This window comes from Ruegeria sp. BE10 (assembly GCF_056538905.1).
The window spans coordinates 256,001-273,931 of sequence record NZ_JBQFTX010000004.1 but is presented as its reverse complement, the minus strand read 5'-3'; the positions used below and the strand labels follow the sequence as shown (position 1 = coordinate 273,931).

Annotated in this window: 18 protein-coding genes; 3 read left to right on the top strand and 15 right to left on the bottom strand. The window is 54.6% G+C overall.

The genetic code is table 11. The features are described from left to right. Position 1: 1 nt before the first annotated feature. Entirely contained in the window at positions 2-862 is an 861-nt protein-coding gene (gene hchA / locus ACR0M2_RS11775) for a glyoxalase III HchA (protein WP_480534670.1), read from the top strand. Between the two features lie 38 nt (positions 863-900). On the opposite strand, the gene ACR0M2_RS11770 is transcribed toward hchA, so the two are convergent. The 8 genes from ACR0M2_RS11770 to ACR0M2_RS11735 form a co-directional block, all read right to left on the bottom strand. Continuing rightward, a complete protein-coding gene (locus ACR0M2_RS11770) occupies positions 901-1,164 on the bottom strand; it encodes a hypothetical protein (protein ID WP_480705192.1) in 264 nt (87 codons plus the stop codon). Between the two features lie 298 nt (positions 1,165-1,462). Beyond that, a complete protein-coding gene (locus ACR0M2_RS11765) occupies positions 1,463-3,124 on the bottom strand; it encodes a Na/Pi cotransporter family protein (RefSeq protein ID WP_480705190.1) in 1,662 nt (553 codons plus the stop codon). A 36-nt stretch (positions 3,125-3,160) separates the two neighbouring features. Then, complete coding sequence (locus ACR0M2_RS11760; protein ID WP_480705188.1) at positions 3,161-3,955, bottom strand: metallophosphoesterase; 795 nt, start codon at positions 3,953-3,955, stop codon at positions 3,161-3,163. Positions 3,956-3,957: 2 nt separating this feature from the next. Further along, positions 3,958-4,767, bottom strand: coding sequence for a carbohydrate ABC transporter permease (locus ACR0M2_RS11755; RefSeq protein ID WP_170478326.1), 810 nt, complete (start codon positions 4,765-4,767; stop codon positions 3,958-3,960). Then, complete coding sequence (locus tag ACR0M2_RS11750; protein ID WP_117872581.1) at positions 4,764-5,657, bottom strand: carbohydrate ABC transporter permease; 894 nt, start codon at positions 5,655-5,657, stop codon at positions 4,764-4,766. The genes ACR0M2_RS11755 and ACR0M2_RS11750 overlap by 4 nt, the downstream gene beginning before the upstream one ends. A 59-nt stretch (positions 5,658-5,716) precedes the next feature. Further along, the gene (locus ACR0M2_RS11745) at positions 5,717-6,973 is read right to left on the bottom strand and encodes an ABC transporter substrate-binding protein (protein ID WP_170478323.1); all 1,257 of its coding nucleotides are present in this window, start codon (positions 6,971-6,973) and stop codon (positions 5,717-5,719) included. Positions 6,974-7,029: 56 nt separating this feature from the next. Beyond that, positions 7,030-8,046: an ABC transporter ATP-binding protein gene (locus ACR0M2_RS11740; RefSeq protein ID WP_170398781.1), complete on the bottom strand. Its 1,017-nt coding sequence runs from the start codon at positions 8,044-8,046 to the stop codon at positions 7,030-7,032. A gap of 2 nt (positions 8,047-8,048) precedes the next feature. Further along, positions 8,049-8,825: a DeoR/GlpR family DNA-binding transcription regulator gene (locus tag ACR0M2_RS11735; RefSeq protein WP_480705186.1), complete on the bottom strand. Its 777-nt coding sequence runs from the start codon at positions 8,823-8,825 to the stop codon at positions 8,049-8,051. A 268-nt stretch (positions 8,826-9,093) separates the two neighbouring features. On the opposite strand from ACR0M2_RS11735, the gene ACR0M2_RS11730 reads away from it, so the two are divergent. Then, entirely contained in the window at positions 9,094-9,978 is an 885-nt protein-coding gene (locus ACR0M2_RS11730) for an HAD-IIA family hydrolase (RefSeq protein WP_170398787.1), read from the top strand. Positions 9,979-10,194: 216 nt separating this feature from the next. On the opposite strand, the gene ACR0M2_RS11725 is transcribed toward ACR0M2_RS11730, so the two are convergent. The 7 genes from ACR0M2_RS11725 to ACR0M2_RS11695 form a co-directional block, all read right to left on the bottom strand. Further along, the gene (locus ACR0M2_RS11725) at positions 10,195-10,473 is read right to left on the bottom strand and encodes a hypothetical protein (protein ID WP_480705184.1); all 279 of its coding nucleotides are present in this window, start codon (positions 10,471-10,473) and stop codon (positions 10,195-10,197) included. A 246-nt stretch (positions 10,474-10,719) separates the two neighbouring features. After that, on the bottom strand, positions 10,720-10,920 hold the full coding sequence (locus ACR0M2_RS11720; protein ID WP_480705182.1) for a hypothetical protein: 201 nt from the start codon (positions 10,918-10,920) through the stop codon (positions 10,720-10,722). A 16-nt stretch (positions 10,921-10,936) separates the two neighbouring features. Continuing rightward, complete coding sequence (locus tag ACR0M2_RS11715) at positions 10,937-12,832, bottom strand: TniQ family protein (protein WP_480705180.1); 1,896 nt, start codon at positions 12,830-12,832, stop codon at positions 10,937-10,939. Next, a complete protein-coding gene (locus tag ACR0M2_RS11710; protein WP_480705178.1) occupies positions 12,829-13,713 on the bottom strand; it encodes a TniB family NTP-binding protein in 885 nt (294 codons plus the stop codon). Before ACR0M2_RS11710 ends, ACR0M2_RS11715 begins: the two co-directional genes overlap by 4 nt. Before the next feature lie 76 nt (positions 13,714-13,789). Beyond that, positions 13,790-15,931 carry a Mu transposase C-terminal domain-containing protein gene (locus tag ACR0M2_RS11705; protein ID WP_480705176.1) on the bottom strand — a complete coding sequence of 714 codons (2,142 nt, stop codon included), beginning with the start codon at positions 15,929-15,931 and terminating at the stop codon, positions 13,790-13,792. Beyond that, entirely contained in the window at positions 15,928-16,623 is a 696-nt protein-coding gene (locus tag ACR0M2_RS11700) for a TnsA endonuclease N-terminal domain-containing protein (RefSeq protein ID WP_480705174.1), read from the bottom strand. The genes ACR0M2_RS11705 and ACR0M2_RS11700 overlap by 4 nt, the downstream gene beginning before the upstream one ends. Positions 16,624-16,861: 238 nt before the next feature. After that, on the bottom strand, positions 16,862-17,104 hold the full coding sequence (locus ACR0M2_RS11695; RefSeq protein ID WP_480705173.1) for a helix-turn-helix domain-containing protein: 243 nt from the start codon (positions 17,102-17,104) through the stop codon (positions 16,862-16,864). A gap of 208 nt (positions 17,105-17,312) precedes the next feature. Between ACR0M2_RS11695 and ACR0M2_RS11690 the strand changes: the two genes are divergently transcribed. Further along, positions 17,313-17,855 (top strand): hypothetical protein, encoded by a 543-nt coding sequence (locus ACR0M2_RS11690; RefSeq protein ID WP_480705172.1) that lies wholly within the window; start codon positions 17,313-17,315, stop codon positions 17,853-17,855. Positions 17,856-17,931 lie beyond the last annotated feature (76 nt).

Sequence of the window (17,931 nt, the reverse complement as noted above, 5' to 3'; positions counted from 1 at the left end):
CATGAGCTTTCTAAGAAATCTGTTTAAAGCAGCCCCCACGCCCACAGAGGACGGAGCCTTTCAGCCGTCACCCCTTGCCTTGAAACTCGCGACGGCATCCAAGACGGATTATGATGGCGGGGCCTATGCCAACCCTTACAGGGGCGGTGACAAGCGCGTGCTGATGATCTGCACCGAAGAGCGCAACATGACCATGGCCAATGGCAAGAAATTTTCGACCGGGAACCACCCGGTCGAAATGGGCCTGCCGATGTTGCACCTGCTGGCCGCTGGTTTCCAGATCGACATTGTCACACCCACGGGCGCCCCTGCCGTTATCGAAGACTGGGCCATGCCGCGCGAGGACGAAGCCGTCATGAAGCTGTACCGCGACTATGCCGATGCCTTTGACAACCCTGGCAGCCTCGCTGATTTCGTGGCGAATTCGATGACTGATGATGCACCTTACGTCGGGGTCTATCTGCCGGGTGGTCACGGGGCCATGTTGGGCCTGCCAGAGAACGAAGACCTGGGAAAACTTCTCCGGTGGGCACACAAACGGGACCTGTTCACGCTGGCGATCTGCCACGGACCGGCCGCCCTGCTTGCTGCGGGCGATGGCCCATCGTTCATCTACAACGGTTACAAGATCGCGGCCTTTCCTGATGCGGTCGACAAACAAACGCCGATGATCGGCTACATGCCGGGCCATATGCCGTGGAAGTTCGGCGAAAAGCTGAACGCTCTGGGTGTGGAAATCATCAATTCCAAGGCCGACGCCACATGCAACATCGACCGCCGTCTCGTTTCGGGCGCAAGCCCAAAAGCGGCGAACGCATTTGGAAGGTTGGCGGCGGAAGCGCTGTTGAAGAACGTGCGGTAGACGGAAGCAGGTGCGGCGTGCATGCGGACATTCGTGCATCACGCAGCATCGGTAATTCCGAGCTCTTCTGGCACCTTCGCCGCGATCTGCGCTAAGGGCGGGTCTGATATGGATCGACTTTCGCTACACACCGCATGAACAAGCAAGACGCAAACAAATTCGCCATCGGCAAAATCGCAAACAATGGCTGTTGTCCAGCCCACAGCAGGTATAGTTTTTTTGACGCCGAGCAGTTTGCGAACATACGATAGAGCGATTGTGAATACCACAACCGATGGCGAGACATTTGACCAATCATTCACCCAATTTTCGTGGCAACCACGTAGCCTTGGCAACAAAACAATGGGAAACAAATATTTAGCTATTTCCTCTCAACACACTCATAAATTTTTCTGTTACGCCCCCGGTCAATTTGAATTTGAGCGACCGTGATTGGCTGACACAATATTATTTCCAATCAACTTAATAAGCTGACCCATTGGATGAACTGTTTTAAGTTTGATCAAATTCCATTTTTTCGTCTGATTGCCAGCGCTTCCCGGCTCGGGAAAGTGGATTGTCTTGAACTAGGACTGTATCTTCATCACTCTATGAAACCGTCTATTCATTTGCCAATCGGCTTTCCAACAACTGTCCACTTTCTTTCAAAAGCGGATAGGCGATCATCGCGAATGCCGTGTTTAACATTTTCAGGGCGCGCAACAGATCAAGGTGAATCGCACTGGTTTCGATGGTTTCGGACGCCCCAGCACGCAGCCGGGTAAGATGCGCGCGCTCCAGCTTTCTCTCGATCTCGCGGATCATTTCCTTTTGCTGCACCAGCTCCCGTGCTGCCCCGGCATCCTCGGTCATCAGTACCGCGATTCCGTGCTGAACGTTGCGCAACACACGGTCATAGAAATCGGTCAGTTCCTGCCAACCCTCTTCCGAAAAGTTCACGTTTTCCGCACTCTTGCGCTTGGCCAACTCGACCATTTTCCGTGCAATCGTATCCGCCCCGGCCTCAAGGTTCACTGCCACGCCGGACAGATCAAATGCCCGCGTACCGGTGTCCTCTTTTGGATTGTCGCTTTTGACTCCTGACAAATAAACCCGCAGGTCAAGCGACATTCGGTCAATTTCGACTTTTTCCCTCTTCAGTTGTTGAGCAATGGCATCATCGTAATTGTCAAAGAGTGACATTGAGTCCCGCACCATGATCTCGATCCTATTGCCCATTTCGACCAACTCACGATGCGCACAGGCAAAGGCGCGCGCCGGCTGGTTCTGAACCGAAGGATCCAGGGCCGTACGTCCGTTGGCCTTGGTGCTGTTTTTATTGTCATCAGCGAAAACACTCTCCACCAAACGCATTATCGGGCCAAGAAACGGAATACAGACAACAAGAAGCGCAAGGTTGAACAGGAGATGCAGGTTCAAAACCTGCTGAACGGGGCTGGCCCCGGGAATAAGGTCAACACCGTCAAGCCGGTAGAGCAAAAACAGCACCAGCCCCGCCCCACCGCCACGCAGGAACAAATTGCTAGACACGACCCGCCGCACGGAGACATCGGCCTGCAAGGTCAGAACAAACGCAATAAAGGCACCGCCCAGATTGGCCCCAAGGACCATGGCAAACGCCGCCGACAGCGGCACAACGCCCTGAGCCGCAAGGGTTGCAAACAACAATATCGCCGCAACGCTGGAATGCACCAGCCAGGCAAAAACCGCCGCCAGCAAAAAGGCCGTCAGTGGATCAGCAGACAGGTAAATCAAGGCCCCCGAAGCGGCCTCGCTGTTTGCCAGCGGCGCGCTGGCATCGCGAATAAGGTCAAGCGACAAAAAAATCAGGGCCAATCCAATCAGGATCCGACCAACCTGGCGCACGCCGCGCCGGGAACTGCGCAGGAAAATCAGCACCCCGATCAAAAGTAGCAAGGGCGTCAGCAAAGCAATCCGGGAATTCATGATCTGCGCTACGATGGCAGAGCCAAGGTCCGCCCCCAGAATAATGGCCAACCCGGCGGTGCTGCCAACCGAACCCGCGGCCATGAATCCGGCAAGCAGCATTGCGACGGCGGTGGAACTTTGCAGCAGGATCGCGGTCAGCGTTCCGGTTCCCGTCGCGGCCAACCGGTTTCCCGTCGACCGACGCAACCAAAGCCGCAACTGGCTTCCAAAGGCTCTCTCAAAACCGGTGCGCACGAGGCGAACAGCCCAGATCAGAAGTGCCGCAGCAGCAGCCAAATTCAAAACAATAATTATGGGTGAGCTATCCATCATCACCGGGTCTTTGGTTTCCGGGCCAATCCGGCCACTTCAGAATGAATACGGTCCCTCGGCAGCGTCTAGCGAAACAACGCTCCATATACCGCTCTTTCCGGTTTCGAGAACTGCACAGCCCGTAGGACCAGAAAAAAAACCAGCAGGAGCCACCGCGCGCCGGTCCAGTGCAAAACCGCTGCAAAGGCCCGGCGCTGTCATGGCAACGTGACCGCCAACGCGACCAATGTGAACGCCGTGGACATGCCCAGCCAGCACCGTGATATCCTCTGAGTGCATTGAAAGAACTTCTGCCAGATCGGAACGGTTCTCCAATCCGATAACATCCATGAAATCAATCCCGATGCTAAACGGCGGATGGTGCAACATAACGACAACCGGCCCGTCAAACCCAGAGAGTTCCCGCTCCAAAAGATCAAGACTTTCCCGGCGCAGCCTGCCACCGCCCTGTCCTTCGACCAGCGTATCAAGCCCGATAACACGCGTATCGCCCACTGTATCCGCCCAGTCGACAAGCCCGTCCGGCGGCATGATGCCAAGGCCTGAAAAGGCCTCTTGCATTGGCTTGCGCGCATCATGATTTCCAGGAACAACGTAAATCGGCAGGGCAAACCGCTCCAGTTGAGTGCGTGCGAAATCGTAGCTGTCCGGGCTACCATCTTCGCTGACGTCACCAGTGACTAAAACCGCGTCGAGCGGGCCAAGAGCTTCGCCTTTATCGATCAATCGGTCGATGGCCCCGATCAGGATCGCGCGGGTATCAAGCACGCCTGAACACAGATCGCCATGCCCTACCGCGTGCAAGTCACTTAGATGCAGAAATGTCGCCATGACTATTTGATCCCCGCGCGCAGGAAGGCCTGAACGAATTGACGCTGGAACACGAGGAACGCGATCAACAAGGGCGCAACCGACATCATCGTGGCCGCCGAAATGACGCTTATATCCACACCATTTTCCGGTGCGCCAAAGATCGACAGGCCAACCGTCAGCGGTCGTGTGTCGGGCGAGTTGGTCACGATGAGCGGCCAGAGGAAGTTGTTCCAGTGGGTCGATACCGACACCAACGCATAAGCAAGATATGTCGGGCGCGCCAAGGGCACATAGACTCGCCAAAGAATTCCGAACCAGCCGCAGCCTTCGACGCGCGCTGCCTCATGCAGTTCTATAGGAACACCCTTAAACGCCTGCCGCATTAGGAAAATGCCAAAGGCAGAGGCCATATAGGGCATTCCGACGCCAAGAATCGTGTCAAACAACCCGAGGCGTGACACCATTGCATAGTTTTCCACGATCAACACTTCAGGCAGGATGAAAAGTTGCATCAGCACGAGGATGAACACGAAATCCCGACCCGGAAACTGGACCTGGGCAAAGGCAAATCCTGCCAGCGTCGTGACAAAGAACTGACCAATAAGGATCACCGTCACTAAAAGGAAGGTGTTGATGAAATAGCGTAGCCACGGCGCCCCCTCCCAAGCTGTGCGGAAATTGTCGAGCGTCCATGGCGACGTGATGTTAAAGTTGACCGCGTCAGAGGTGCTGTGGAACGCCGCCCAAAAGGCAAAGACCAGCGGGGAAATCCAGATCACGGCCAACAATAGTGCGCCAAAGGATTCGATATGCCTGGAAAATCCGCTCATTGGTAGTGGGTCCGCTTGTCGAGTATGGTGAACTTGACGCCGGCAACCACGCCAAGCACGACTAGCACCAGGATGGTCATTGCCGCTGCGTGGGGCGCATCAAAGAAGGCAAAGGCCATTTCCCAGATGTAATAAAGGATAAGCTTGGAGGCGTCGTTGGGCCCGCCCTTGGTCAGGATGAACAAATGATCGATCAATTTCACAGAGTTGATCAACGCATTGACCATGATAAATAGCGTCGTCGGCATCAACAACGGCAGCACGATCCGGCGCGTATAGGTCCAGCGGCTGGCGCCTTCAATGTCGGCAGCTTCCTTGAGGTCCTCAGGGATCGTCTGCAAGGCCGCCAGATAGAAGATCATGAAAAACCCAGCCTCTTTCCAGATCGTCACGATGATTACAGCCCACAGCGCAGTTTCAGGCTGTCCCAGCCAGTTGATTGAGGGAAGGCCAAACAGACCGCCGATCTGGTCAAGCACACCCAATCCGGGAGTATAAAAAAACAGCCAAAGGTTTGCCGCTGCGATCATTGGCAGGACCGTGGGCGTGAAATAGGCGGTGCGTACAAACCCGCGAGCCGGGATCTTTGAGTTCGCCCAAAGCGCCATCGAAAGCGCAATTGCAATTGAAATAGGGATGGTCGCGCCCGCATAGATCAAGTTGTTCACAACAACTTTCCAAAAGGTCGGGTCGGCAAACAGGTCAGCATAGTTCTCACCGCCGACAAATTCGCTGGGGCGTCTTCTGGTTTCTCGGCTGAACAAACTCGACCACAAGGTCGCAAGCGAAGGATAAAATGCAAACGTCGTCAGCAGAATTGCCGCTGGTGACAACAGGATCCAACCGTAGATGGCCTGTCGACGACGCTCGATGTTCACATGCTCTGCCATATAGCGACCCTCAAGGTTGGGCGCGTCGGGCATCTCTGCCCGACGCCAGGGAGTTGAGGTTACTGGTAATCACGCAGCAGGCGCACAGCCGCCGTCTGGGCTTCCCCCAGCGCGTCTTCAGCCGATTTTGTGCCGGTCAAAGCCGCCTGAATTGCGTTGTTCAGACCTTCGCGCACGCGTGCGGTTTCAAAGGTCGAGAATTCGGCAACAGCATTTTCCAGTTGGTTTCGGGCAACGAGAGCGGGTGGGAACTCTTCTGTATAGGATTTAAGCGCCTCGGTTTCATACGCTGCCGGAGACACGCCCATATAGCCGGTCGCGATGGACCACGCTGCCGCTTGCTCGGGCGAGGTCATGAATTCGATCAGCTTCATGGCCGCCGCGCGCTCTTCGTCCGATGTCTCCTTGAAAACATAGAAATTGCCGCCGCCGGTAGGCGAACCCAACCGCACATTGGCCGGAAGCTCGGCGACGCCAAAGTCAAAACTGGCGTTGTTCTTCACAGCCGTAAGGTTGCCGGTCGAATGCCACATCATCGAGGTCTGACCTTCAAGGAACGCCTGCCGCAGGGTACCCCATTCAACGGTGCCAGTGGGCATGATGCCATGCTCCTGCGACAGCGACTGCCAGAATTCCAACGTATCGACAACGGTTTCGTCATCGAAATAGGTGGTCAGGCCGTCATCGGACATCACCTCCTTGCCGTTCTGGATCGCCAACGCCTGGAACATCCAATAGGGATAGCCTGTCGATGGGATCATCAGGCCATAGGTGTCGTCATTGGTCAGTGCCTTGCCCATGCTAATCAGCTCGTCCCAGGTCTTGGGCGGTGCCTCAGGGTCAAGACCTGCCGCACGAAACTGGTCCTTGTTGTAATAGGCAACGATAGTTGAACGCTGGAATGGAATGCCCCAAGTTTTACCCTCGATCCGGCCATTGGCCATCAATGCAGGATAAAAGCTCTCTAGCCAGTCCGGGTTAACCCCGTCGATATCTTCGTAGGCCACGATCAGATCCTGCTCGATCAGATCATAGGCATCGATTGAGAACATCACCGCCAGCTGAGCCGGTTCACCCGATGCAAGTGCGGACAAGGCACGAACGCGCGTGTCGTCATAGTTGCCTGAATAGATCGCGTTGACCTTGATGTCAGGGTTGGCGGCTTCAAAATCGGCAACGATGCCATCCACTACCTCGGTCAGCGCGCCGCCAACCGCGATAGGATAATACATTGTTAGTTCCGTCTCAGCCGCCGCCGCCGATGTCAGCGCGGTGGCCGAGACGGCAGCCAAACTTATCTTCTTAATAACGTTCATTTTTTCCTCCCAGTGATGACAGTTATTCTTCTCTTTCCAAAGTTCAGTTGCTCGACCTACCCGGCCAGTCGTTTGCCCATGTCGTCAAAGAAATGCAGGTCTTCATCGGCAAAGCTGATCTCCAGATCTTCTCCTGCCGGAATATGTTTCAGTCCGGGCATGGATACGGTCAGACCATTGGCAGCAGGATGTGACAGGCCAATGAATGTTTCGGAACCCAGGAATTCGCATTCCGATACTTTACAAGTCAGCCTGCCCTTGCCTGATTCCACCACCTTCACCGCTTCGGCGCGAAGGCCAATTGTCGTTGCGCGCTCAAATCCCGGCACGCCTTCTGACTTGATCAGCGCCATTGGCGGGGCACCGACAAACTCGGCGACAAAAGTGTTAGCAGGCTTGTAGTAAAGCTCTTCCGGGGACCCTGTCTGCTGGATATGGCCGTCTTTCATCAGCACGACCATGTCGGCCATGCTCATCGCTTCGGTTTGGTCATGCGTGACGTAAACTACGGTGATGCCCAAATCGACCTGAAGTTTTTTGATGTCCTTGCGCACAGAGGCGCGCAGCTTGGCATCAAGGTTCGAAAGCGGCTCATCCATCAGGCACAGCGGCTGGTTTGCCACGATCGCACGTGCAAGCGCCACACGCTGGCGCTGACCACCCGACAATTCCCCCGGCTTACGCTGCTCATAGCCCAGCAAGCCAGTGATCTCGAGCGCCCGGGTCAGTTTCTCGCGCCGTTCCGCCGCGACGACTTTTCGCACCTTGAGGCCAAAAACAACGTTTTCCGCGACACTCAGATGCGGGAACAATGCATAAGACTGGAACACCATCGACAGATTGCGTTCTGCAGGGGCAGAAGTAGTGATGTCACGCCCGTCAATGACGATCCGCCCCTCATCCGGCAATTCTAGTCCCGACAGCAATCTCAGCGTCGTTGACTTGCCGCAGCCCGACGGGCCAAGCAGCGCTACGAACGAACCACGCGGGATCGAAAGATTAATATTCTCGACGCCAAGCTGCCCATTCCAGCGCTTAGCAATATTGTCGACGTGAACAAACGGTTCTGCCATATTCAGCGCTCTCCTTGTGAGTAAGTAATGGCTTCGCCCAAACTGTCTGCGAGATCGGAAAATTCAGGGCTCGGAGGACGGTCGCACACGACAACGTCGACATCCGAGATGTTGCCGCCCAATGCTGGCGCAATGCGACCAAATTTACTGCTGTCTATTACGAGGATCGATTTGGCTGCGTGCTGCTGCATTTTCATTCTCACCCGAACCTCAGCTGGATGAAATTCTAACAACCCACCATCATGCGCCACACCGGCAACGCCAAATATTGCGAACTCGGCACGAAACCTGTCAAAGAAATCGGTTGCTTCTTCGCCGATAAAATCACGATCGGGCAGGCGCAGCTCGCCTCCTGGCAAAAGGATACGGTTTGAGATTTCATTACTCAGCGCCATCGCGGCACTCAGGTTGTTCGTGATGACCGTTAACTCCTGGTGGCCGGACAGTGCCTTAGCCACTTCGAGCGGAGTCGACCCAATTGAAAGGAACACGTTCGCCCCATTGGGGATCATGCTCGCAACAAGTTCGGAAACCGACCGTTTGCCACGTAAGTTCGTTCCGGCTCTCTGATCAAACGGGGTATTCAAACGGCTTTCAGCCAGCTCGATCCGCCCGTGCGCGCGTCGCAGGTTTTCACCGTCGCACAAAATGTCCAGATCACGGCGGATGGTTTGCGTCGAGACCCCCAGCATTTCCGCTAGGGCCCCCACACTGACACCGCCACGCTCTTGCACGACCTGCTGGATTAAATCCCTCCGTCTGATCTTCTTTGACGCCATTTATCCCCCTTCAAGTTGCCAGAACCATATCACCAAAAAACAACAAAACAACATTTTTCAATCAAAGCCACATAGAACGTTGAAGGGTGACTTGATCGCAAGTGTCGAAAAATTATGTTTTTCAAAGCTTTACGCGTAAAGCTTCAGAACTCGCTAATGGCGACTTGCTAAAAATGTTGTTTTTTCTTCCATTTTGTTTTGTTGATGTTACATTCCGTATTGCGTCAAACCTGTCGGGGGCGCCCATCAAAAAAGGACATTTGGACACATGCTTGACGCCAACTCGATATTTTCGCGTTATCAGTCCATACGTCCCAGACTCCCAAAAGCAACATTCAACGCGGCCACTCTGGATATTGAGTCACTTCTGGATATTGGCAACGAAGTAGACGCCTTTGTTTTTGATGCTTTTGGCGTTCTAAATGTTGGCGAAACTCCGATTCCCGGCGCGGCAGCTCGTTTGAAAGAGCTCAGGGAGGGCGGACACCAGATTCGCATTCTTTCCAATGCTGCCAGCTATAATCACCAGGGCGCGACTGCCAAGTTTCAAAAACTCGGAATGCAAGTTGACGCAGATGAGATTGTAACCAGCCGCGACGCAGCCTTGGCAAACCTGAACGACGGTCTATGGGGCTGCATCGCCTCTCCGTCTGACGATCTGACGGACATCTTATCCGAGACGATCAGGCTTGAGGCAGACCAGACAGACTTTGACCGCGCTGACGGTTTCTTGTTTCTCTCGACCGAAATCTGGCAACAATCTCAACAATCCATGCTTTGCGACAGCTTGTTGGCGAACCCGCGCCCAGTGGTGATCGCAAATGCTGATCTGGCAGCGCCACGAGACTTCGGATTCTCACTGGAGCCCGGTCACTACGGGCATTTGCTGGCAGATGAGGGCCTTCAAGACATCAAGTTCTTTGGCAAGCCATTTCCGGAAGTATTTGAAATGGTCGAAGCCACGCTTCCAGGAATTCCGCCCGAACGCATCGCGATGTGCGGTGACACTCTTCACACCGATATCCTCGGTGCAGCAGCACGGGGTTGGCGCACAGTCCTTGTCGCGCAAGATGGAGTGTTTTCGGGGCTGGATACTCGCACTTTTTGCGAGCAATCGAGCTTGACACCGAGCTGGCGCCTACTTCGCATATAGAAAACATCGTGATGCTCCCACTTTTGGCGAAGTATCAGACCGAAAATTAGCCTTGGTTCGAACGGCGGCTATGTCCCGCAACTTGTGAGTTTGATCCACTTTCGCTGAATTTCTGCAAATGGAAATGGCAGAGCCACTAGCCCCGCCACCTCCATCGTTAACATGTCGCATCCTCAGCGGTTTCTGGAGGTCAAAAAGCAACCGCTGACCCGCTTGCTATGAACCGCCCTGTCCAGTCATCTCCTGCTCGACGAGGGCAATAAGCTCTTCCTCGAGTTTTCTCGCTTCTTCTTCGCTCAGAGGCTCGGGATCATCACGATGTCTCCAGTCTCGATCGAATTGTTCGATCTCAATGACCATTGCAACTGCTCGGCCATCCTGAAACAAGGGGACCGGGCACCTCTGCGCCTCGGCAAGTAGACGCACCCCCAAATCTCCCAACATCTCGATCGTGATTTGTTGCTCGCGTGCGTTTTCTAGATCAAACTCATCCATGGCTTTTCCTTTCATGCGCACCTATTCCGTGCCCGGCATGATGCCAGGTGGCAGGTGCACAAAACGGAAAGGTCAGTCCGGCATGAGATCCCTCAAATCGCGTTTCATTCGAGAATATCAAGGTGCTTCATTCGTGCCAACCATCCTTGGACGCAGGTGAAAGAAGCAAAACATGGCTAAAGCCGGAAAACTCAACGAGGCATAAAATTGGCTGGCGGGTGCTATATGAACCACCTTTGGGTTGAATCACTCGGGTTCATCATCTTCCGAAACCGCATTGATCCACTCATACATTCCCCGTCGTTTCATACGTCGCACCCAACACACTTGAGAAAGCACCTGATCGATATCATATGGGTCGCCATCACGCCGGTAGGCCTCGGTGATCAGTTTCAACTGTGCCTCCGGATCGTCAGCAAGTTCCATGTCCGTTAGCTCTGTGATCATCCTGTTATCCTTGTCTTCAACATTTTTCACTGGTTGATTTTGCACGCTCATCTTCGTTGGCTGGCCTCTCTGCCGGGCACGTGATGCCGATCTTGCGCAGCCGCGCTTCCAGCCCCCGTCGCTGGTAGTACCAACTGATGCCTTGAGGTGTCTCAATTGGGCAAACGCCCTTGGCTTCCAGATGGCAGCCAAAGGGACCCGCTGGCCTCTTATATCGACGTGCCATCAGTCCCAATGTGTCGTATCGGCCGAGAAACGCGTCAATGCTGCCGTCACATATGCCGGTTATGTATTGCCGTGATTTGGGATTGCGCATACGCGCTGCTCGCAGAAGCCCTTGGTCTATCAGATAGTTGATCGTTTGATAGGTTACGCGCAACGTTGTCGATGCATCCGTACGTGTGATGCCGGGCAATTCCCAGTTCGGCAGCGCATATCGAACCTGATCGATGTCGACCTTGATACCTGCAAGGCCCGTTCGGCTAACATCACCGGACACGGTCTTGAGCTTACCGGCCAAGATAAGCGTCAGGATTTCTGCAGATTTACATCTCAACCGCCGCGCGACATCCGCAACAAGCAGCAGGTTTGCTCCGCCAACTGGCACACCAGTCACTTTATCCGCCGCCGAATTCAACACAGCCTGCAGTTTTGCTCGATCATACTTTGGACGCTGGTCCAGATTGTCGATCTCTTGCTCAACCAATCCCAACTCGCAAAGGTCCTGAAGAGCTCGGTGCTTGATTTTGAGCATTTCCAGAGCTTCTGAAGAAGTCACTCGCCCGCGCATTTCCTCCGAAATCTTGGCTACGTCTTTGCGGTCAATTGCACGCTTCAGAGAAATGCCTTCGGCTGTCTCGTTGCGTTCAGCCGCACCGTCGCCGACGAGATATCTACTGATACGCTTGCGCTCAATACCAAGCGCTTTGCATGCCGCCTCGACGGTGTAAACGGTCCGTTGCGCACAAGGGCGTCCGAGAATTTCGTAGCCGTCCGGAACCGGATAGTGCTCGAAGATGTAGTCCCGCACGATGCTGCGGATCGGCTCCATTTCCTCCGGAAAAGATGAAAGACGAAGCCACTCATAGAAGGCGCCAAGATCAGACCTCTGACGCATCGTTGATGTCGAGATCTCCGAGCGCAGCGAGTGCAACACCTCCAGCAGACTTTCCTTTCCGGCGCGCAATGCATCAAATCCGGCCTGCCCTGCCCGGTGCAGGTCCTCATCTGTTGCATCCGCAAGCTTTGATGCCGGGCCGAACAGCATCACAAAGCCAAGCACCTCACACAGGCGCGTTGCAATGAACATCGGCATCTGGTCCAGAAAGCCGTTGCGCGCTACCCCCTCCAGCCGATCAACAATGTAATATTCCAAATCGCTCGAAGCCCGGTATGCGCCATCTTCCGAGGCCTCGTTGATAAGAGGCCAGTGGCGCTCCACCTGACCAATAAAGTCGTAGTTGTGAATGGTGTATTTTTCCGGAGGGATCGTCAGCAAGGGCATCGTGTGAGTGGCGCAAGTGCGAACCGATAAGAAATGCCAGAAGTGCCTGCGACAAACCCCAAGACGCCCACTTGCTTGTCTGTCTTCGACAAGGCATCTCGGGCACACCCGCAGCCGCGTACGCACCAGGGATGCCTTTGTTGCTCGCTGACCCGACACTTCAAACTGGTGCCGCCCGGTGGTTCGGATGGCCCAGCGTTTCATGTCATTGGCTGACGCACCACCAATTTCAGCGAGTTTGTCGAACAGGATGTCATCACCTCGGACAAAGTCCTGCCATCGAAAGCCGAGATCAAGGCACAAGTCGTTCGGCGAATACAAACCACAGTATCGGGTCAGACGAGAGGCGTAAGATGTCGCGGTTTCATAGTGTTTGATGGGAAAGGAAAGAGGATAGCAATCTGTCATCGTTTTTGCCCCTCCTCGCCTTGCGGCATGCCGCCCATAACCGCACGCGCGTCAATGGCCAGATAGTCCGCTGCAGCAAAGGGGTTTAGTCCAAGCACGCATCCTGATTTCCTGCGAAAGGCCTCGATGAAGTGGGCAACACGGATCGTTTTGGACCCGCTCAGGAGAGCAAGTTCGATGCCCCTGAGGATCATCTCAATGGTCAGGCCAAACTCATTGGCCCCGGCGTGGATCAGTCGAGGAAGAAACGCATCCAGATCAAGATTTGGGCTGAGTTCCAGCTCAGCTTGCGCCGCATAGGCTCGAAAGACAGCCTCAGCCTCTTTGGCATGCGAACTCCAGGAAATCGCAGGCAAGTTAACGATGTCCACCCTGCGCTGCAGTTGTGCGTCCGAGTTCACCATTACCATCGTTTCCGGGGTGCCCGACAAGATCAACCCGACCGGCCAGTCATCACTGTTCAGCAGCGTCTTGAGAGTATTCACTACGCTCTGCCGCACGTTACGGTTCTGAGTTGAAAACAAGTGCTGTGCTTCGTCCATATGCAAGAACAGCGTCTCACGGTTTTGAAACAGGCAGCGGACCTGGTCCCATATGGCTCCAGACGATTTACTGCGCATCGTGTCAAACCCGAGCTTCTGTAGAATGGATGATCCAACGTCTTTCAGGGTCGCCGGTGAAGGCACCAGGATACGAACAATCTCGGCTTTGTTTTCACCGGCTCGAGGTTTTGTGGTCTTCGGATGATGTTCGATGACATGCTTAACCAGCGTGGACTTTCCGCTTCCCGATGCGCCGACAACTGCGATGGCTCGAACTTCTTCGACGAGGCCAAGAGACAGCTCTGCACGCCTGCGATTTAGGTGATCGTCAAATTCCATCCAAAGATGGTCAAATGCGTCGTTCTTGATGAATGCGGCTCGCAGTTTTGCGAGCCTTAGATGTACCTCCGACGCGTCAGTCAAAATCAAACCTCCAGGCAGAAGGCTCAGGGTCGTCTCCCTGGTCGAGCCCCTCGTCACCTTCAGGAACGGCTTCCTCCCTTCCCGCGACCGTCTGCGCATGCGGCACTTGATGACCAAACAGGTCGTCCTCAGGGGGCAGATCAAATCCTTCCGGATCGTCCGGCTGGATTGACAAGCCAAGAAAGAGATCCTCCTTGCCGCGCCTTAGGCCAGCAGGTGTAACTGTCCGCAGCACTGCGCCAAACTTTCTCTGCTCGGCAGCGTTGATCTCCTCGATCTTGCGCAGGGCACGCGCGACTGTCTCTTCATGGATCAGGGCTTCTGCGCGACGCTGGTGGCGCAGTTGCAGCGCCGCCGCTTCCCAGACGTCAAAAGTTTTGCCCTCAAAGCACTTCTGCAGCGCCTGTGCCGGGAACCATTCTTCACCGACCCGCACCACGATCCATCCCAGATCTTCGAGGTCAATCCGAAGGTCCACCTCTTCCTCGTGGCTGTGGAGATGGAACTGGCGCAGAGCGGCACAGGTATAGTCGATGCCGAACACACGCACGCCTCGACCGGTAACGCCTCTGCGGAGCAATCTCCCAAAAGCACGCCGCCGCACACGTTCTGGAACGTCGGGCACAACACCTTTTTCTTCGGCGAGCCGCTTCCAGCAATTGTTGGGTGTTTCACCTTGAAGGCCCCGATGGGGTCGGTTGTGATAAACATCGACGACATACAGGATGAGCATTTGGATCAGCGCATCATCTGTAATGGAGGCCATGTCCTCAGACGGGTAGTCGCCCCTCGCCTTCGGGTTGGAAAATGTCCGCCCGGCCAACCCTGGCAGCAAGTTGGTTCCGAACGTGCCGAATATCCGTTCTACCCGCGCTCGAAGCTGAGGCAGCCCACCTCTGGGTGTTTCAGGCGAGCCATGGACATCGAATATAGCTGTCCGGAAATTGTCATCGACGAAGGCAGCTCCCAGATCGGTTGCCACCGTTTTCAAGCCACCGTAATGCGCCCAGTCCGATTTGCATCCGGCCGCAATCGCGAGATCGGTCTTGTCGCGTGTGACGTCCGAGAGCAACGCCATTGCATCTTCCGCGTTTGGTGTGACCGCCAACCGCATGCCAACAACACATCGGGTTGCACAATCGATGGCGAGATAGAGCCACCGCCTGCCCCGCGGCAGTGCCGCAAGCTGTTCACGCGTCAGCCCATCGAGTGCTCCGCGCTTTGCCAGGATGGTAATGAGATCAACACACCATTCATCAATCTCAATTCGTTCCATTGGATAGCTGGCGTCGATACCCACTTCGTAGAGCATGAATTTACGGTTCGCCGCTTCCACCCCATGCCGCTGCGCATGGGTCGCATAGGGATCAAGCTTTGAGATTTCACGCTCAACCTTGCGTTTTGATGGCACCCTGAGCAGCGGTATTCCGTCCTTGGCACGCTTCTTATTCTCTTCATCGAACAGGGTTTTGCAGTTCTCGGCGACTTGGCGTTTTGAGAGCTGGTCACGGGTCAGGTATCCCTCGATGCACAGGCCCAGAAGACGCAATTCTTCCAGGCTGAACCGGGCTTTTCGATTGCCTGACCGATGCGTGCGCGGAATGAGGCCGACAGGAGAAGCAGCCGCGGCCTCAAAACGCCTCACCCACTCCAGAAGCGTACGCGCGCAAGGCGGGTCGCGGTATTCTTTCTTCGTTCCGGCGCGCTTCTTGACCCAGCCGCCTTGTACGGCGCCCGCCTGTTTGTTGACCAAGGCCTCAATGCGTGGAAGGCACAGCTTGACCGACAGCTCCGTTCGCTTAACTTCGCCCCGCTTCTCAAACTGATAATAGATTCCGACATACGCGTTGCGCCAAACGACCTCGGATTTCTCCGTGCCAGACAACACCCCAACAGCGTCGACCTTTGCCGTCTCACGCAGCGTCGCGCGCTCAACCAGGAAATAGCCACGTTCCAACAACACATCTGGACGCTTGAGTAAATCCCGCATTTCCTCGAAGCCGTAGAAGACGGTGGCCTTCGAAGAAGACGTGCTTTCAAACGAATACCCTTCATCCGTTTGGGTACTGAAACGGTATGTCCGCCAATCGACAGTGAGCCGGTCAAAGCTCGACAAGCGCAATGGCAAGGTCATTGCGCATCCCCCCGAAAAACAGGGGTATCCGCGTCGATCAGTGTCGCTTTGTCGGCAATGAGCAGCCCTTCAAAGATTGCGATGACAACGGCTCTATAGCCCTTGCCGTTGCGGCCGACACGTTGTGCCAGTTTCCCGACCGTGGTTGGAAAGCTCGTCGATGCAAGGACATGCGACAGTGCCTTGTCCGCTTCCAAATCCCTGTTTCTGCGGAATTCGTGATAGCGCTCGGCATTGAGCGCTTCGGCTTTCGTAAAATCCTGGTCGGTGATCAGAACGATGTCATGGGCATAGTCCTTCCGCATTTCCTGGCGAATGCACCTTAGGTTCCTGACAAACCGCGATCGCCGAGCAATTTTTGCTGGTTTGACGGCAATAGCGACACGGCGACCGGACCGAAGCTCGATCAGGAAATCGAAGAAGTGATGCTTTAGCTGGCCCTGCTCATCTCGATACCTGATCATCGGAGGTTGTTCGCGCAAATCCACCAGATCAGGGCGAGCAAGCAACAAGAAAAGTACACGCTGTTCCAACTTGCTTTCGAAATAGACGATCCTGGGCCTCTCCCAGGTCGGCAGTTGGGCGACAATGCCGCCGCGAGAACTGTGTTTTGATCGCTTCGATATTTTCCGGGTCGCGCGGCTTGGGAGAGGCTGCAGATCACTGCCTCCGTTGAAAGTATCATCTTTCATGTTTGATCTTCGGAGCCTGACAACCGATTGATGGCGACAAGACTCCACCCTCTGTTCTTCGTGAATTTAGGCAAAGCGAATGGTTGTCGCCGCTCAAATGAGTGACGAAACAGTTGACTTTGCACGGGTATCGGAGGAAGAAGGGGTGTGTCGGATAGACTTCGACTATCTAAATTACAGGCCTCGATGAGTTCCAGCTCTCGGGGCCTAACCTTTTCCAGATCATGAGTTTGCTAGATCATTTGCGGCCCTCCTTCTTCCGATAGCGCTTAGGCCAGAGCTGTGCTGGTTCCCGGCCGAGACGGAGTGCTATGGCTTCTTGGATTCTGAGCGAGCGGCGCTTACCCATCGACACCGTAGAAACCGAAGCCTGCGAAATCCCAAGCTCGCGGCTGATCTCCGCTAAAGACGTCCCCGCCAAACGCAGCTCAAACTTGATCCGCTCATGCTTTCTAAGGTCGGTGGGAGTGGGCTGATGCATAAGCTAAGTCCTAACATCTTTTGAGGTTGTTCATTCTTCCCTCAATTCTGGTCAAAAATCAACTTTTTCCATTTATTTACTGATGCTTACATTATGCACCCTTGATTTCGTGATGTTATAGTTTTGATGTAAGAAATTGACAAAATCCGCCAAGTTTGATGTCGCTGACTCGTGCGGTAGCTTTGCCAGGCAACTTGGGAGCCATTGATTGCCCAGCGATGTTTCAGTCATGATTGAAGATGAGCGGAGGATGGTCGCAATCGCTGTCTCTAAAGGCGAATGGCGCTGTTATCTGCCGTCTGAAATCAAGAAAATCTATGAGCAGTCGGACACCTTGCGATCGATGGCACTGCTTCTCGGCATCACGCCCCTACTCGCCAGAAAAGCGCTTCGACTCGCAGGTGTTGACTACCTTCGCGATCTCTATGGAAAGCGCCAATCCGGCAAATCCTACAAGGAAATTGCGGTCGACAATGGAATGAAGCGATCAACGCTGACAAAATTGATCAAGCGAAGGGGGTGGCCGGTGAGACTAGGAAGACCACGCCGTCTGTTTTCTCAATACCAGCTTGCCAAAGCCGCGATGGAATACAAAACGGTCAATTCCGTTGCACGCACACTCCGAGTGCATTGGAGCACTGCCAAACGGATGCTCTCGTCAGAGAAGCTCTTGGTGAAGCTAGCCAGTAGGTACTTTTTGGTTGTTGGAGATGGATTTCTTGGCCGAGCTCAGACGCAGCTGAGGATTTAGCTGGGTATCAACATTGCGACGTTGACGATGATGACCGGCCCATTGCGGGCTCAGGCCAGATTAACCTTAGCTGCAG

Coding starts and splice junctions, on each gene's coding strand:
- hchA (WP_480534670.1), top strand. CDS start 2: ATGAGCTTTCTAAGAAATCTGTTTAAAGCAGCCCCCACGCCCACAGAG.
- ACR0M2_RS11765 (WP_480705190.1), bottom strand. CDS start 3,124: ATGATGGATAGCTCACCCATAATTATTGTTTTGAATTTGGCTGCTGCT.
- ACR0M2_RS11760 (WP_480705188.1), bottom strand. CDS start 3,955: ATGGCGACATTTCTGCATCTAAGTGACTTGCACGCGGTAGGGCATGGC.
- ACR0M2_RS11755 (WP_170478326.1), bottom strand. CDS start 4,767: ATGAGCGGATTTTCCAGGCATATCGAATCCTTTGGCGCACTATTGTTG.
- ACR0M2_RS11750 (WP_117872581.1), bottom strand. CDS start 5,657: ATGGCAGAGCATGTGAACATCGAGCGTCGTCGACAGGCCATCTACGGT.
- ACR0M2_RS11745 (WP_170478323.1), bottom strand. CDS start 6,973: ATGAACGTTATTAAGAAGATAAGTTTGGCTGCCGTCTCGGCCACCGCG.
- ACR0M2_RS11740 (WP_170398781.1), bottom strand. CDS start 8,046: ATGGCAGAACCGTTTGTTCACGTCGACAATATTGCTAAGCGCTGGAAT.
- ACR0M2_RS11735 (WP_480705186.1), bottom strand. CDS start 8,825: ATGGCGTCAAAGAAGATCAGACGGAGGGATTTAATCCAGCAGGTCGTG.
- ACR0M2_RS11730 (WP_170398787.1), top strand. CDS start 9,094: ATGCTTGACGCCAACTCGATATTTTCGCGTTATCAGTCCATACGTCCC.
- ACR0M2_RS11725 (WP_480705184.1), bottom strand. CDS start 10,473: ATGGATGAGTTTGATCTAGAAAACGCACGCGAGCAACAAATCACGATC.
- ACR0M2_RS11720 (WP_480705182.1), bottom strand. CDS start 10,920: ATGATCACAGAGCTAACGGACATGGAACTTGCTGACGATCCGGAGGCA.
- ACR0M2_RS11715 (WP_480705180.1), bottom strand. CDS start 12,832: ATGACAGATTGCTATCCTCTTTCCTTTCCCATCAAACACTATGAAACC.
- ACR0M2_RS11710 (WP_480705178.1), bottom strand. CDS start 13,713: ATGGAATTTGACGATCACCTAAATCGCAGGCGTGCAGAGCTGTCTCTT.
- ACR0M2_RS11705 (WP_480705176.1), bottom strand. CDS start 15,931: ATGACCTTGCCATTGCGCTTGTCGAGCTTTGACCGGCTCACTGTCGAT.
- ACR0M2_RS11700 (WP_480705174.1), bottom strand. CDS start 16,623: ATGAAAGATGATACTTTCAACGGAGGCAGTGATCTGCAGCCTCTCCCA.
- ACR0M2_RS11695 (WP_480705173.1), bottom strand. CDS start 17,104: ATGCATCAGCCCACTCCCACCGACCTTAGAAAGCATGAGCGGATCAAG.